The organism is Neobacillus driksii, from assembly GCF_013409995.1.
Lineage (GTDB): Bacteria > Bacillota > Bacilli > Bacillales > Cytobacillaceae > Neobacillus > Neobacillus driksii.
Map to the genome: position 1 here is coordinate 34,072 of NZ_JACCBX010000017.1, position 15,828 is coordinate 49,899.

Here is a 15,828-nt window from a genome sequence, read left to right on the forward strand (position 1 = left end):
CGTCAGAACCGCAAATCCCAAAATCATCAAAGGGTTTGCAAAAAGAATGTTCGCTGAGATCAAGAATCGTTCCATAGTTGGAAACAAGGATGAGAGACAGAAGCAAAATAGATGGAATCCTATCCAGAGAAGCACCTTTCGTATTTAGAGTGGTGGACAGTGAAGGTCAAGGATGTCTCTTGGCAGGAAGCTTAAAAAAGATATAATTACTATATACAGCATGGACCCACTTCTTTTGCGTTTGATTTTAAGCACACATTTGATGAAAAAGGTGAAAAGTGTGTGGTTAAGTAGTTGGTGTTCTCTTGATTAATTTTAATTAGGTCTTCAAAAAAAATATTGTTTCCACACCTGGGAATGATCGTGCTAAACACTTTGTTAAGCAGTGAATTTGTAATGAAATTCACTGTTTTTTTATGGAATATATAAATTGTATTTAGCGGACAGGGGAATGGTTTTTACCTATACCACGTCTATCTTTAAACCAGATAATAGATTGTCAATAATAAATAGTGCAACCTAAAAGGTTTATTCCCAAAAACTATGATTCACTGTGTAGCCAATCATACTACATGACTTCGCCTGTTCCGAGCACATAGCGTATCGGCTGACTATCACCACCTTCAAATAATTGTTTGAGTAAGAGTTCTTTTATTTTGTTGGTAACAATTCCGTAAAAGAAGGCAATTGGTTTTAATACGGATTTAGTAGATTTCAGTTTACGAATCAGTTGCTTAAAGGACTGAATCGCGATACTGAGAATGTCATCTGTATGTTGATCAAATTCAAATCGAAAAGCAGCGATTTGGACCATATGCCAGTATTCTTCAATCGTTTTAGCATCAGAAAAAAAGTATTTTACGGTTTGAACAAATGCTTGAGGAACTTTATCACTAACAAAAGTGTGATCGAGTTCAATACGGTTTTCGTTACGTTTATTATTCTTTTGATGATTTGTTTTTAAAAGATTATTAGTTTCTTTAGGCTGGTTCAATTTTTTCGACTTGGGTGGTTCACTTTGTGGGAAACGATTAAAGCTATAAAGGTTACTAGACTGGGATCCATTTTTCCGTTCTGTTTCATAGATGGTGACGATCCCTAAATCCTTCGCTTTGATGATCATCCGTTTAAAAGTAGAGCGGCAGATTCCATTACCTTGATACTCTTCATTAATCGCCTTTAGCAGAGTTCCAATTTTTGCATTACAAACCCCAGGGACCTTTGCAGAAAAACGAACCAGACGTTTTAATCCGACGAGCTCCCCCTTCGAGAACTCATCCTTCTTCACAGCTAACCACATTTCTACATGCGTATTAAACTCCTTCACACTTTTAAACTGAGAATACCCTTCAAACCCTTCAATTCTGCCAGATTTCAAATTCATAAAAATGCACCACCCCATTCTACCCTCTAGATAGGAATTTAGAGGGCAAAAGGACATGGTGATTTGCAAGGAGTTGTTACAGTATTGTGAACTGTTTATGAGTCAGGGTAATACCACTAATAGAGGTGCCTGGCACTTGTCGGGGTGACTAAATTGACTAGTGACACAGGTGGCTTTTTAAATGGCGGATACTTATTTTCTATGATAATTTTCATAGAAAAGGGTAATCTGAAGCCCCATATAAAAATATACAATATAGGAAATCTTTACCTTATAATCCTAAAAAAAACAAATTAAAATTAAATAAGTTAATTATTGGCTATGGTTAATCCTATGAACGAAAAAAACCAAAGGAGCTAGACGATAATTTACCAATTAAACATGACCGAATAGCTCGTCTGATTAAAGATGGACGATTCAGCTACGCCATCACCCTTTTAAGAAGCAGTAAGACAATAGGATGACACGGAGAAGCTTGCGCTATTTTCACCATCCGAGCTAGAGTTCCTAAAAGAGCAACGCTAACCTTTGCTTTATGACTAGACCGAACTAAGGAATGTTGGCCAAGAGACATGGGAGGGCACATCACCATAAGCCGCACAGAGATCTATTGTGCATCACATACTGATCCACCCACCACAAACCAAGTTTATCCGAAGGCGTTGGCGTAGCGTACATAGCTACTGTAACAGTTTCACAGATTTATAAAATACAGTTGATCATGTGTCGAAAAATATTATTTTAATACCACTCCAACGTGGAAAACCGTTGATAGATTAATATTTATAGAGGGAGGTGATTTAATGCCATAATATCAAGGATTTTGACCGTTTTTTTCGGATAGGAAGCACTATACCGTTTGCTTCGATCATTAAACCAATTAAGTTTTATATGTACCCACCATAGTAAATGCATGCAGTTTCTCTCAATATAGTTTTTTTTTTGGGGTTAAATGAATATTTTTATAAAGGAGATTACATGTTGAAAAATAAAGGAAAAAGTATGTTGAGTTATTTATTGAGTTCTGCTATTGTTTTCGGCGGAATTGGGCAAACAGTGGCGGCCGAGGGTAATAACGATGCTAATCAAGGACAACAAAAGATATCTAGTGAGGAAAATGTAAAACAGTGGTTAAGTGAATATGAATTCTATGAGGATACCAGAAATGGATTAATTTATGACAAGGTTGCAATAAATGAATTAAAGCGTTTCGTAACAGTCATAAAAGAAAAGAATGCTAAGTTAGGTGCTAATACACTAGATAATCTGAAGGTGGAATTGGATAAGAACGGTGACTTAAAGCAAACAGAGATGAATGAACTTGAAATGTTTGAACAATTGATTAACCAATATGAACAAGCCGTTCAAGTAGAGTATATAAAAGAGGTGGCTCTTAAAAGTGATCTGCTCTTGGATATCAAACATAAGTTAACCATCTATCTATGGGGCTATGCAACAAATAACGATTTTAATGAACCAACGGAAGTATTACTAGCTGATATACTCTTTAATTTTTATTTATCGGGTAAAATTGTCAATAAAAATGCGATCGGCATCTTAAAAGATATCTCAGATCAATTGGATAAAAACGGAAATAAAATAAATGCTCATTTGAATAACGCTGTGAAAATGACTGAAAAAGCTAATGAGTTTCTTGATAAAGATCTAGGTATCCCTGCAGCAAAGTCCTATGAAAATGCATATAAACAAGTGTTACACGGACTTGAAAAAGCAGGCTATACATTAAACACAGAATTCTTTGAATCTACTACTGACACGGACGGTGACACGATAACAGATGGAATAGAATTCCAAGAGGGAATGAATCCTTTTAAAAAGGATACAGATGGAGATGGATTAGAGGACAATATTGAATATGAGATAAAATCAACTATTTCCCCAACAAAATCTGATACAGATCAAAATGGCATCAGTGATGCAGATGAAGATAGTGATGGAGACGGCCTGAAGAATAAAGATGAGCAGGTTCATCATACAACTTTGATTAAGAAAGATTCCGACCAAGATGGTTTAACGGACGGGTTTGAAGTACAACAGTTTGATTCATTACCTACTAAGGATGATTCAGATAGCGATGGATTAAGTGATGGAGATGAATTGGCTTTAAAGACCAATCCGAATGCTGCAGACAGTGATAATGACGAGGTCACGGATTCACAAGAACTCCACAAACAAACGATTCGTCAATCCTTTAATCAGCCGGAAAAATCAGAGATTACTAGTGTAGAAGTTAGTTTTAATGCAACGAATAATGTGAATAAAACGACTAGAATTACAACAAACAAAGGCAATATGAAAACAGCTAATTTATACGGTCTCATTGGTTCTCCTGTAAGGATCAATACTCAATCAGAATTTGATAAAGCAAGCATTATCTTTACTTATGATGAAGCACAGCTTGGGGACACATCGGAACAAGAGTTAGGCGTCATTTGGTATAATGATGAGAAGGAAATGTTTGAAAGCCTTACCTCTGTGTTAGATACAAGTAAGAATACAATCAGTATAGAAACTACTCAGCTTAGTGAATATATGATTGTTGATAAGAAAAAATGGCTGGAGCTTTGGAATAAGGAAACGGACTCCTCCAATAAGCTTGATGTTAATAGAGATGACCCAGGTGATGGAGAGCTAGATTCAGATGGGGATGGCTTATCCGATACTTATGAAATAGAAGGAATGAAAACACCATACGGAATCATCTACACGAATCCTGGCATGAAAGATACTGACGGAGATGGATTATCCGATGGGCAAGAAATGGGTCCATTGAGAACATTCACGTTTGAGTTTTTTGGAATTACGATTCATTTTGAAGGTTTCTTTCCAACCAGTTTACCTGACCAAAAAGATAGTGATGGAGATGGGATTTTTGATAATGAGGATTCAAGACCGTTGACCTCTGATTTATCCGATTTAGTCATTTTTCAATCAGATAGACCAGAAGGCCATGATGAAAATGGAAATGTAGCGAATGATATGAAAACGGATGATTATACAGGAGATGAAATGACTGACATTAGCTGGATGTTCCATCTTCAATTACTTGAATCATATTTCCCAGGTATATTATTTGATGAGTTCGAGATGATGTCAACAGACTTATTTTCTACGGGAGAAATGGAAGATGTAGTTTTAGATATGATTGATCATTTTGAGGAGGGAACTGGTGCAGATTATAGTAATCAGACTTTAACGCAACAAGCTAGTGAGCATGAGACAACTAAAGCCTATGTTGACTATGTCAAAAATGCTTTAGTGGATGAGCTAAAGAAAAATGGAGGAAATTTGGGAGCACTTCGGTTTGATAATAGTACAAAAGCAACGAATACATTTTATCAAAATATACAGGATAATGCTTCTTACCCGACGTTTAGCAGCTGGGGTGATAGAATAGGCGGGCTTACAATTACTGTAAATGATACGTGGGGGAATACGATATCCGTAAAAGATTTTTCAGTAGAGAACAATCACTTTGAAGGTGTTATGCATGTTCGTTTATATGATCATTTTGGGTTAGATCAGCCAGACGTGGAGAAAATGTATGTTAACTTAGCAGGATTTCGTGCTTGGTTTGTCTTACAGCACCATGAAGATTATGATGGCGAATATAAACCCTTTGTTAGTTTAATGGAAATGGATATACCATTTGAGGGGGAATTGAGCAATTAAAGTTAATTTAAAGATTCTAGTTTTGATTATTGGTACATTCTTCATTTCATTCTACATAATTGGATGTACAAAAAATGAAGGATCAAGCGGGGAAACAAAGATTTTCGAAATTGCCAATACAGAACAGGTCGTTGGTAAAAAGGATGAAGAAGTGATGACTCTTAGAAAGCATTACATGATTCTGAATCCACCAAAAGATTTAAAAGATTTGAAAGAATTAGTTGAAAAATACATTGAGAATCATCCAGTTGAAGGTGAAATGAACGTAATAGAAGGAAAAAATAGGATTTTTTATATGTCCTTCTATAGGGAAAGTGACGATTTGCCAAGAGACTGGCAGCCTGATGAAAGTTACATGAATACGGATCGGATGGAACATCATAAACATGATCTCATTGCATCGATCATTTGGTCAGATGTTGAACTACAAAAAGAGTACAATGTTTATGATAAAAGTAAGGAAGGAAAGGTCCTGAAGCGGATGCATTTTATTGAGGATAAGCTTGTTGAATGATACACTATCCATAGACTAACATATAAAACAGAGGTGCTAAACACAGACCACCGGTACATTTGTACGTTATATAGGACATACAATAACACGAGAATATGCCATAATAACAAGTGTTTTCTACTTTGGTAGAAGGCGCTTTTTTTCATTATTTATTCGTTATCTTACCAGAATGCGCTGCTGTTTTATATGGTATCCCTTTGATGGTCCCTTGCACCTTTTTTTCTCTAGTTATTCCCACCAATAAATAAAATCAGAAAATTGACATTTCTATTCAACGTGCTAATATTATCCATGTAGGGTAATTATCTCAAATGAATAGATGAATCAAATCCGCTAGAGGTGCCTTTTTAAAAGGCTGAGATTGAAGTGTTACTTCGGGACTCTATGAACCTGATCTGGGTTATACCAGCGTAGGGAAGTGGGAAATTCGATACTTGGAGAGCGAATGCTCTATTTCAAATTTTTCGACCACTTTCTTATTAGTAGGAAGTGGTTTTTTGTTGTTTACTTGATTTCATTAGTAGAATCTTCAAATAGGAGGGACTTGTATTTTAACGAGTATTAAAGGGAAAGAGTTACATATTATATCCAATGGTAAAATGGCAATCGAACGGTTAGGGGAAATTGTCAAGGATATACATCCATATATTACTGCCATTCATATACGAGAAAAACAAAAAACTGCTAGGGAACTAATTCAAATAGTCGAACTTTTAACAAAAAATAACATACCACTATCAAAGATCATGATTAATGACCGGGCAGATGTTGCACTAGTAACAGGGGCCAGAGGCGTTCAATTAGCCTTTCATAGTTTAGATGCTGCCAGTGTAAAAGAATACTTTCCTCAGCTTAGGATAGGGAGTTCTATCCATTCCTATCATGAAGGTCTAAAAGCAACAGAGAAGGGTGCAAATTACGTTATATACGGACATGTTTTCCATTCTCAATCAAAACCAGGTAAGATCCCAAATGGCCTTGAGGAATTAAAAAAGCTATCAAATATAGATATTGATGTGATTGCCATCGGAGGGATAACACCTGATAATACGAGGCAGGTTCTACAGGAAGGGGCAAATGGGATTGCTGTCATGTCAGGTGTTTTAGAAGCGCGTGACCCATTATTGGCAGTAAAGGCTTATAGTAAGGCATTAAATAATGGAGGTGGATAAATTGGAAAATTCATTTGATGTTGCCATAATCGGAGGAGGAATTAACGGAGCCTCGATTGCCTATCAGCTATCAAAAATAGGAAGAAAAGTAATCATTATTGAGAAGAATCAATTGGCTTGCCAAGCTTCAAGTGCAGCTGCGGGAATGCTGGCAGCACAAGCGGAGCTGGAACAAGACGGTCCCTTATTCCAGATGGCTTTAAAAAGTCAGAAGATGTTTTCTGATCTCTCTTGTGAGTTATTTGAATACAGCGGAGTCGATATTGAGTATGTGAATAAAGGAATGTTAAAAATTGCAGAATCCGAAGAAATCGCATTAGAAGTAAAAAAACAGGTCACCTTTCAAAGGAAGTGGGATCCAGCAATAAAATGGCTGGATACAAAGGAATTAAGAGAAATGGAGCCATCCCTGTCACCTAGTTTAGCTGGTGGGATGTATCTCCCTAATGATGGTCATGTGCAGCCAGCAAAGTTAACACAAGCTTTTGCAAAAGCAGCTGTCAATTTTGGGGCGGAAATACGCCAAAATACGGAGGTTCTGTCTTTTAAATTTGAAAACAGTCAGGTGAAAGGCGTTATAACCACGAATGGCATCGTAAACTGTGATCAAGTTGTCGTTGCCACTGGAGCTTGGGCTGCAAAATTAATGCGTGAATCAGGAATTCATATTAACGTGTATCCAGTGAAAGGCGAATGCTTTTCGGTTAGGACGGAAAAGCCGATGATCAACACTACGATTTTTTCAGATAAACGATGTTATCTCGTACCAAAACGGAATGGGGAAATTTATATTGGTGCGACCATGATTGAAGATACATATGATAACACAGTTACACCTAAGGGTATCGCGAGTTTAATAGAAAGAGCTACTCAACTGGTTCCGCAGATTAAGGATGCGGCATGGGGGCGAGTGTGGTCGGGAATTCGGCCTCAGACAGGAGATAGACTTCCTTATATTGGTGAGCATCCAAGATGGCAGGGGTTATTTGTTGCTGCTGGGCATTTTAGAAATGGGATTTTATTAAGCCCTATTACAGGGAAACTAGTAGCTGATTTAGTAGCAGGCAATTTGCTAAATGATAATCTACTCTCAGCTTTTCAATTAGAAAGACACAAAGAAACCGTACAATAGGAGGGTAAAACATGAGGGTAGTATTAAATGGGGAGTTAATCCAATTACCAGAACATGTAGTATATATTTCCGATGTTCTGGAACATTATGAAATCCATAATAAGGTCGTTATTGTGGAAGTAAACGGTGAAATCGTAAACAAGGTAGAACACCAAAGTACTAGATTATCAGATAAAGATCGAATTGAAATAGTCCATTTTGTAGGAGGCGGTTGATATGTTAAAAATAGGTTCATTATCCTTTCAATCTCGTTTGTTACTTGGAACGGGAAAGTATCCAAGCTTTGAAATCCAAAAGGAAGCGGTGGAAGTTTCCGAAGCAGAAATTCTTACGTTTGCGGTTAGACGAATGAATATTTTTGAAGCAAGCCAGCCGAATTTTTTAGAACAGCTAGATACCAATAAATATAGGCTGCTGCCAAACACTGCAGGAGCGAAAACAGCAGCAGAGGCTGTCCGGATCGCAAAACTAGCGAAAGCTTCAGGCCTATGCGATATGATTAAAGTGGAAGTGATCGGCTGTGATAAAACCTTACTTCCTGACCCGATTGAAACCCTAAAGGCAACGGAAGAATTGGTGAAGGAAGGCTTTATTGTCCTCCCCTATACCTCGGACGATGTAGTTTTAGCTAGGAAACTTCAAGAAGCCGGCTGTCATGCTATCATGCCAGGTGCCTCGCCAATAGGTTCTGGTCAAGGTATCATCAATCCTGTCAACCTTAGCTTTATTATCGAACAAGCGGTTGTTCCAGTTATCGTGGATGCTGGTATTGGCTCACCAGCTGATGCCGCATTGGCTATGGAATTAGGAGCCGATGGTGTGTTATTAAATACGGCTGTATCAGCAGCTAAGGATCCTGTAAAAATGGCAAAAGCAATGAGATTAGCGATCGAAGCTGGACGATTAGGCTATGAAGCCGGTCGAATCGAGAAAAAGAGATATGCTGCAGCAAGCAGTCCAAAGGAAGGAATGAGTATCGGGTGAATAATCGGTACTCACGACAAGAACTATTTTCACCTATTGGAAAAGAGGGACAACAACGAATTTTCAATAAGCATGTACTTATAATAGGAGCCGGGGCACTTGGAACAGCAAGTGCCGAAGCACTCGTCCGTGCTGGAATTGGTAAACTAACGATTGTTGATCGTGATTATGTAGAATGGTCAAATTTACAGCGGCAGCAATTATATACAGAGGATGATGCCCATAATCGAACTCCAAAAGTAATCGCTGCTAAAAGTCGTTTAACAGACATTAACTCTACTGTGCACATTGAGGCAATCATTGCGGATGCCTCAGTCGTAGAGCTTGAAACTTGGCTGAAAATGTGAATCTTATCATTGATGCCACTGATAATTTCGAAACAAGAATGATCATAAACGATGTTTCACAAAAGGTCGGAGTCCCATGGATCTACGGTGCTTGCGTTGGAAGCTACGGAATATCCTACACCATTATTCCAGAAAAAACGCCTTGCCTTTCATGTATACTAGAAACCGTTCCGCTAGGAGGATTAACGTGTGATACAGCAGGAATTATTCATCCAGCGGTTAACATGGTTGTTTCTCATCAAATAAGTGAAGCATTAAAAATTTTGGTCGGTGATTGGGATTCATTAAGAAACAAACTGGTTTCTTTTGATTTATGGAAAAACCATTATACTTCCATAAATGTGGATAAACTGAAAAATGAGGATTGCCCTACTTGTGGAGTAAAACGCACTTATCCATTTTTATCCTTTGAAAATCAAACAAAGTCAGCTGTACTTTGTGGAAGAGATTCTGTCCAGATACGACCTTCCGTTCCTGTTGTACGTAATTTGGAAGCTTTAGAAAAACTATTAATCAATCAAGGGGGAACGGTACAGCGAAATCCTTACCTATTATCTTATACAGTGGATACTCACCGATTAGTCATTTTTAAAGACGGAAGGGTTTTAGTGCACGGAACAAAGGATATTACTGAAGCAAAGTCGCTATACCATAAATACTTGGGTTAATTAGATTGAACAACTGCTGCCTATGGAGGGATCGTAGTCATTTTTTTATATTTTGATATGTACAGCAATGTTAGTAATTCTACTCTCGGCCGAAAATGAAAAGAGCAGAATATCATACGAAATCATGAGATGGAGCTAGTCATTAGGCCGTGTTGGCAAAACTTGCTGATTTCCTTAATAAAGGTGCCTGTCACTTGTCAGTGTCTTAATGGGATTCGGGTTGCCAGATGAAAATCTCCATGCTCCGAATGAACATTTTAATTTAGAAAACTTTGATAAAGGGATTTTAACGATCTGTTCCTTTTTAGAATTAATCTGAATAGATAAGCAAAGGAGGGATCGGATAGTTCCCTCTTTTTTTCGATAAAAGTGTCAAGATACTTCCGAATTCTGGTTAATACTGGCGCTTTTTTCTATGGGAGGAGCGTGTAAAAGGACATTCTAAAGGTTTTTCTAAATTAATTCATGCCTAAAAGCAGGAGATCCTTTTAAGAATTCAGCACAGATGAATTAAAATATTTAGTAGGAGAAGAATTAGCTACTGTTTGTCCGAATAACAGATTTTGAAAGGAAGAACAGGGTTGGAAAAGTAAAGGACTAACCAATCGAGGTTAGTCCTTAATTTCTAGCTATATTAATTTTCTTTCAGTAATTTAATTACTTTCATTCTAGAGATTTTGAAATTTATTCAACGCTCTTAATCGTTTAATAAAATTTTCTAATGCTTCACCTTCAGTTTGGAATTCTTTCTCTGAGATCGGGTTTGCACGCTCGTCTGAAGTATATACTTTCCATTTATTTGCTTTTTCGCTAATGCCAACTTCTTTGGTTTAATATTATGGTGATCGAACCAATTTAAATTCTGTAATTTCTCATTTTGGATGATTTCTAAAGCATTCTCTCTTGTCAACGTATTCACACCTTATTTTATTTTTTCTACTAAGCCTAAAGCCTTCCAATAAATCTACTGGTAATGGCATTTCATACTGAATGCCGCCGCCGGTTGAACCAAAACCTGGTGCAATATCACCTTTTTGAATCTTTAAATCATCATAAGTTAGGTCATAAGCATCCATGAGTGTTGTTACTTTTTCCCTAAGGACAGCGTCTGGCGTTTGATTAACATAAGATTCAATGTTATTGAAATCTCCCGTTATTCTATACTGATGATATTTTGAAGGATCCTCCGACAAAAGGTAATGACCGCTGATCATAATTATACGGTTCACCATCTATAACAGGTGAAGTATATCTGCCATTTGCAGGTCCGTATCGGTCAATAACTTCTCCTTGGTCTGGAATATGAGTTTCTTTCATTGCATTTCGAGTACGTAGCCGCCCTTTGGAACTTCATCCCAGTTGATGGAGCCGTCAGGATTTAATACGCCAGGGTCTTTCGGTAACTGAATATGTTCAGGCCACTGTCCGGTTTCTGCATATTTTTCTGCAAGATCTTTATCTATCTTTTGCAAATAATTATTCAGATCGGTCGGGGAACAATTTGTTTTTTTCATAATTGCATCAATACATTCAACAACTCTAACCCGGTTCGTTATCAGCAGAACAATATATTAAAATAGCCTTACCTTTTATAGTAAGGAAATAAATCATTTTAAAGGATATTGACCATGTATTTTTAAACAATATCGGTTTATCTTAGTAAGCGTTACTAAACAATCGACGCTTTTCTTTAATAAGAAGGCGTCCTTTTCTAATCAATCAGATTATGGAGCAATACATTTAAATTGGAGTTATGGAAGAGATTGTGAAGGATTTTACTTAAACTAAACCAGCAAATCGAAGCTAGGATATCAAGTATATAAATACTTCAACGATATGAGTAAACCTTGAAAATTATGCATCTAGGAATTTTATTTTGATATTTCTTAAAGTTTATAGCGTATTGTAGTAATTATCTGTTTGTTAGTCTTCTTCTTATGGAAAACAAGAAAAAAAGGACCGGTATGTATAGGAAAACAAAGTAAAAACTTAATTCGTTTGTTAGATTCCCTAAGGTATCTACCATTGCTTGATTTTCAATAAAGATCGAGACAATGTATATGAATATCATAAGACAGGGTAAAGATAGTTTAGGTCTCATTTTATACATTTTCTTTAATAATCGTGTACATGACCAAATCGGAATGCAAACCGTAGGGAGGATCACTAAAAACCAAGTGAAAATGAAGATATACTCAAACCTTTCTATAAAGGGTAATTCAATGATTTTTGTCATCGAAAGTGTTGGCCAAAGTGTCTCCTGTAACTGTCCCTGGCTATAGTACACTAATGTAACGAGAGTGATTACTACATATAAAAACGTTGTATATAAAAGAGCGATATGAGCCCACTTTTTTGATTTTTCGGGATTCTTAATATAAGGATGATAGACCACCAAAGTTTCAAAACCAACAAATACTAGGCTTGCTGATTTTGAAGACTTTAATATATCAATAAAAGAATGATTAAGTATTGGTATTAGGTTATCTAGGTGTGCATACCTGAGTGGAAAATAAAGAGTGAAAAATAAAATACTTGGCAGTACTACACCAAAAAACGCTAACCCGGTTAATTTACGAAATCCTCCAGACACAAAGTAATAAATAATAAACCCAATAAATAAGCCCAGCTCCCAAGTACTTATCCATGGAAATATCCAAAGTTGGATAATTTCTATATAGGTTCTATATACCACAACAGACATTAGAAGAAAATACAATACGAGACCAGTTGAAATTACTTTACCAAGAATTCTACCCAAACATAGGTCATGAATAGCTAAAATATCATAGGAGGGTAACAACATCTTATAAATCATCCACACAATAAGATGTGTGCTTAAACCCATAATAATAACAGATATCCATGCGTCTTGTTCCGTATATTGGGCGACAAGCCTTTGAAAGTTCAACATACCAATACCAGTTTGAGAAGCATGGATAAGGAAAAAAACATAAAAGGTTGAAACTAAATATTTTTCATCTATCTTCGTGACATTCACTTTCCTACCCCCGATTGTAGTAAATTAACATGTACGTTAACTTTGAATTTAATGTCGGGATAAATCCTATAAAATTGTTTCTCGTTCCAATTTCGATCTCTTCCTCTAAATAAGTCCCCAAAACCAAAGGGGTCTGTATTTTTGGACTGTAAGCTGATAATTAAATCTTTCGTTTTTTTGGAAACCCTTTTTTCTATTTGGTTCTGAATAGATTTCATTCTTTTGGGGTCACTAAGGTCAATATCTTCAGGTGCATCTTTAATAAAGCAACTCAGTCTTAATGTAACATTAACTTTTGGTTGTTTGGATGTTTGATCACTTATTGTGAATTTTGTTTTACCTTTCACCATTCGAATATCTAATATCCTTTTTTCACTGCTAGCTGAATAGGGGAACTCAAAATTTCCATTTTTCTTTTTACTTTTTAATAATTTGAAGAATATCGAGTCCTTTTGGCTAACTTTCATTTTCATTTTATCCTGTTTAAAAATAGCTAATCCATCCAATTCAACTATCTTATGCTTGTTTATCTTAATAAAAGGTATATAGACATCTTGTCCGGTTCCGTAATACTGATAAAAAACTGAATGGAGGTTTGTTGGAGGTGTATTGTTGTTTTCCTCATTCTGCTTTATTAGATTAGATAGATAAAATGGGGTTTTATCAACTGATACAGCTAAAATCTGATCAGCCCTATCTTTTGAAATGACCAAATAAGTATTACTTCCAATAATAGGGTCTCTCTTAAGGGTAGTAATTAAATCTCCGATTCCTTTTTGAGCTAATCGTTCATTGATTACAATTATCCTTGTTTGACCAACCTCCATTGGAGAAGCGGATTGGTTGTTAAAAGAAGTTAATATACCGGTATTAGTACTAGCAATACCATGAACAACATCTGGTCCCTTATGGCCTGGTATAAATAAACTTGGATAAGTTGCGCTTCCAAGAATTTTTCCGTCTTCTAAATCAAATCCCATATCAGAGATAACTATAATTTCATCTATAACCTTGTCGCGTGTACATCCTGTTGATGAGAATAACAAAAGTATAATCAGAAAGCACACACAAAAATTAGTTTTATTCATCGTCAAATTCATCCTTACCCTCGTTAACCTGATACCTACGTTTCTTTTGGGGGCGTAAGAAACTAGGTCTTGTAGTTGTATATCGAAATGGAGATCTAATAAAGCCATCCTTGAAGTCAGTAATTCTAAAAGGGTATATTGGAGCTAAGTATGGTGTGCCAAATGATTTTAATCGCATTAAATGACCCAGCATCAATGTAAAACCAGCAATTATTCCAAATCCACCCCACCCGGCTGCTAATAATACCAATGGAAATCTTAGTAGCCTAATCGTGTTTGCCATTTTAAAAATGGGCGTGGTAAAAGAGGCTAAAGCTGAAAGTGCAACAATAATCAGAAGGACATTGCTTGACAATGCTGCTTCTACTGAAGCTTGTCCTATAACGATCCCACCAACAATCCCTAACGTTTGACCTACCTTAGTAGGTAATCTGGCCCCAGCCTCACGTAGTAATTCAATTGTTATTTCTAGAAATATCACCTCTAAAAAGGGAGGAAATGGTACATTTACTCGAGACTCAATGATTGGACCGAGAAGATCCTTTGGAATAATAACGTAATGATGTGTGAGAATGGCGACATATAAAGGTGTAGCAAAGACAGAAAAAAACACTCCAAATAAACGGATGATTCGAAAAAAAGACCCCACAATCCAAGGTAAGTAGTAATCCTCTGGAGAGATAAAGAAATCAAAAAAAGTGGAGGGACCTGTAATGACATAGGGTGAGCCATCACAGATAATAATCACTTGACCTAAAAGTAAGGTATACGTCACCCTATCTACTCTTTCTGTGGATAAGAATAAAGGAAAAGGGGTATTCGAATGATCTGAGATCGTTTGGTCTATCAGGGCACTTTCGACAAAATCAAGATCCAGGTCACGTAGTCTTTGCCTAACAGTATTTACATGTTCTGAGTTTGTTATATCTTCTATATATCCAATAACAACACGTGTGGTAGTCATGGAACCCATTGTCAACTCTTCAAATATTAATTTTGAGCCTGAAAATTGTTGTCTTAATAATTTCATATTCGTTTCGATATCTTCAATGAAGCCAAGTTTTGGTCCCACAACACTAAATTCATTCTCTGTATCGTTGCTTTCTCTAAGCCCACGTTTGCCGTTCTTTACATTAACAAGAGCAAAATTTGTATTATCACTTTTTAACCGAATTAAAATGTGACCTTTGCGAATCTTTTCTCCCGCTTGTTCAGGGTTTTCTGAACATAGGTGAATTTCACTAATCGGTATATATTTAATTACATCATTTATGTTCTCGAAAGGTGAATGCTCTTGTAATGGTAGTAATAGAAAATGATTAAGTGTTTCTTCATCAATTAATGTGCTGAAAAAGAATAATTCAATATTAGGTTTATCTAAATGAAGTGTTTTGAAATCACTAGATTTTGATGCTTGTATCAAAAACCCATCTATATTTCTTATTAGTTTATTCTTATGATTTTGTTTTCTAAACAAATAAAACCACCCCAAGAAAAGCAATAATAATTTAGTTTTTGAGGGAAATAGAATATCATTCATAATTTAATTTTAATCGAACAGTCGTTTATATTTTCTTAGTGCCTATATTTCATTCTGAAAAGCACTATGATTAAATTAATTTACCTTTATGTTATCTTTTGTAAGTCTCTGAATTATATACTCGCTTACTTGACATTAATCGAATGGTCGTTTCTTATTTTTTTCATGAGACATAAAGATGAAAATAAAAATGAAAGTATATTCAAAGCAGCAATAGATCTTTTAATGAGATTGGTTTAGCTGAAACATTAAGGTCAAAGATCGCCAAGAATGCCATTGTTTCCATATTCGTTGACTCATCTTTT

At 36.1% G+C, this 15,828-nt stretch carries 12 protein-coding genes, 1 pseudogene and 1 riboswitch; of the genes and pseudogenes, 7 read left to right on the forward strand and 6 right to left on the reverse strand.

Annotation, left to right across the window (positions count from 1 at the left end):
• Positions 1–568: 568 nt before the first annotated feature.
• Complete coding sequence (locus F4694_RS27745) at positions 569–1,384, reverse strand: hypothetical protein (protein ID WP_179603156.1); 816 nt, start codon at positions 1,382–1,384, stop codon at positions 569–571.
• A gap of 978 nt (positions 1,385–2,362) precedes the next feature.
• Between F4694_RS27745 and F4694_RS27750 the strand changes: the two genes are divergently transcribed.
• From F4694_RS27750 to F4694_RS27780, 7 genes and pseudogenes are all read left to right on the forward strand, one after another.
• The gene (locus F4694_RS27750) at positions 2,363–5,077 is read left to right on the forward strand and encodes a DUF3289 family protein (protein WP_179603157.1); all 2,715 of its coding nucleotides are present in this window, start codon (positions 2,363–2,365) and stop codon (positions 5,075–5,077) included.
• A 22-nt stretch (positions 5,078–5,099) separates the two neighbouring features.
• The gene (locus F4694_RS27755) at positions 5,100–5,591 is read left to right on the forward strand and encodes a hypothetical protein (protein ID WP_179603158.1); all 492 of its coding nucleotides are present in this window, start codon (positions 5,100–5,102) and stop codon (positions 5,589–5,591) included.
• A gap of 325 nt (positions 5,592–5,916) precedes the next feature.
• Positions 5,917–6,025, forward strand: a riboswitch (TPP riboswitch).
• Between the two features lie 165 nt (positions 6,026–6,190).
• Positions 6,191–6,763, forward strand: a complete 573-nt coding sequence (locus F4694_RS27760) for a thiamine phosphate synthase (RefSeq protein WP_179603159.1) — start codon at positions 6,191–6,193, stop codon at positions 6,761–6,763.
• Position 6,764: 1 nt separating this feature from the next.
• Positions 6,765–7,895, forward strand: coding sequence for a glycine oxidase ThiO (gene thiO / locus F4694_RS27765; protein WP_179603160.1), 1,131 nt, complete (start codon positions 6,765–6,767; stop codon positions 7,893–7,895).
• Between the two features lie 11 nt (positions 7,896–7,906).
• Positions 7,907–8,110, forward strand: a complete 204-nt coding sequence (gene thiS / locus F4694_RS27770; protein ID WP_179603161.1) for a sulfur carrier protein ThiS — start codon at positions 7,907–7,909, stop codon at positions 8,108–8,110.
• A 1-nt stretch (position 8,111) separates the two neighbouring features.
• Entirely contained in the window at positions 8,112–8,879 is a 768-nt protein-coding gene (locus F4694_RS27775; protein ID WP_179603162.1) for a thiazole synthase, read from the forward strand.
• A pseudogene (locus F4694_RS27780) lies at positions 8,876–9,894 on the forward strand (thiazole biosynthesis adenylyltransferase ThiF). Before F4694_RS27775 ends, F4694_RS27780 begins: the two are co-directional and overlap by 4 nt.
• Before the next feature lie 872 nt (positions 9,895–10,766).
• Here F4694_RS27780 and F4694_RS27785 read toward each other — a convergent pair.
• The 5 genes from F4694_RS27785 to F4694_RS27805 all read right to left on the reverse strand — a co-directional run bounded on the left by F4694_RS27785 (position 10,767) and on the right by F4694_RS27805 (position 15,523).
• Positions 10,767–11,126, reverse strand: coding sequence for a TNT domain-containing protein (locus F4694_RS27785; RefSeq protein ID WP_218895869.1), 360 nt, complete (start codon positions 11,124–11,126; stop codon positions 10,767–10,769).
• An 81-nt stretch (positions 11,127–11,207) separates the two neighbouring features.
• Positions 11,208–11,366, reverse strand: a complete 159-nt coding sequence (locus tag F4694_RS27790; protein ID WP_179603164.1) for a hypothetical protein — start codon at positions 11,364–11,366, stop codon at positions 11,208–11,210.
• A 440-nt stretch (positions 11,367–11,806) separates the two neighbouring features.
• On the reverse strand, positions 11,807–12,895 hold the full coding sequence (locus tag F4694_RS27795; protein WP_179603165.1) for a GerAB/ArcD/ProY family transporter: 1,089 nt from the start codon (positions 12,893–12,895) through the stop codon (positions 11,807–11,809).
• Positions 12,892–13,983, reverse strand: a complete 1,092-nt coding sequence (locus F4694_RS27800) for a Ger(x)C family spore germination protein (protein WP_179603166.1) — start codon at positions 13,981–13,983, stop codon at positions 12,892–12,894. Before F4694_RS27800 ends, F4694_RS27795 begins: the two co-directional genes overlap by 4 nt.
• The gene (locus F4694_RS27805) at positions 13,976–15,523 is read right to left on the reverse strand and encodes a spore germination protein (RefSeq protein WP_179603167.1); all 1,548 of its coding nucleotides are present in this window, start codon (positions 15,521–15,523) and stop codon (positions 13,976–13,978) included. The genes F4694_RS27800 and F4694_RS27805 overlap by 8 nt, the downstream gene beginning before the upstream one ends.
• Positions 15,524–15,828 lie beyond the last annotated feature (305 nt).

Excerpts from the sequence above, each read along its gene's own strand:
- thiS (WP_179603161.1), top strand. The coding sequence starts at position 7,907 with ATGAGGGTAGTATTAAATGGGGAGTTAATCCAATTACCAGAACATGTA.
- F4694_RS27785 (WP_218895869.1), bottom strand. The coding sequence starts at position 11,126 with ATGGTGAACCGTATAATTATGATCAGCGGTCATTACCTTTTGTCGGAG.
- F4694_RS27800 (WP_179603166.1), bottom strand. The coding sequence starts at position 13,983 with ATGAATAAAACTAATTTTTGTGTGTGCTTTCTGATTATACTTTTGTTA.
- F4694_RS27775 (WP_179603162.1), top strand. The coding sequence starts at position 8,112 with ATGTTAAAAATAGGTTCATTATCCTTTCAATCTCGTTTGTTACTTGGA.
- F4694_RS27805 (WP_179603167.1), bottom strand. The coding sequence starts at position 15,523 with ATGAATGATATTCTATTTCCCTCAAAAACTAAATTATTATTGCTTTTC.
- F4694_RS27750 (WP_179603157.1), top strand. The coding sequence starts at position 2,363 with ATGTTGAAAAATAAAGGAAAAAGTATGTTGAGTTATTTATTGAGTTCT.
- F4694_RS27745 (WP_179603156.1), bottom strand. The coding sequence starts at position 1,384 with ATGAATTTGAAATCTGGCAGAATTGAAGGGTTTGAAGGGTATTCTCAG.
- F4694_RS27760 (WP_179603159.1), top strand. The coding sequence starts at position 6,191 with ATGGCAATCGAACGGTTAGGGGAAATTGTCAAGGATATACATCCATAT.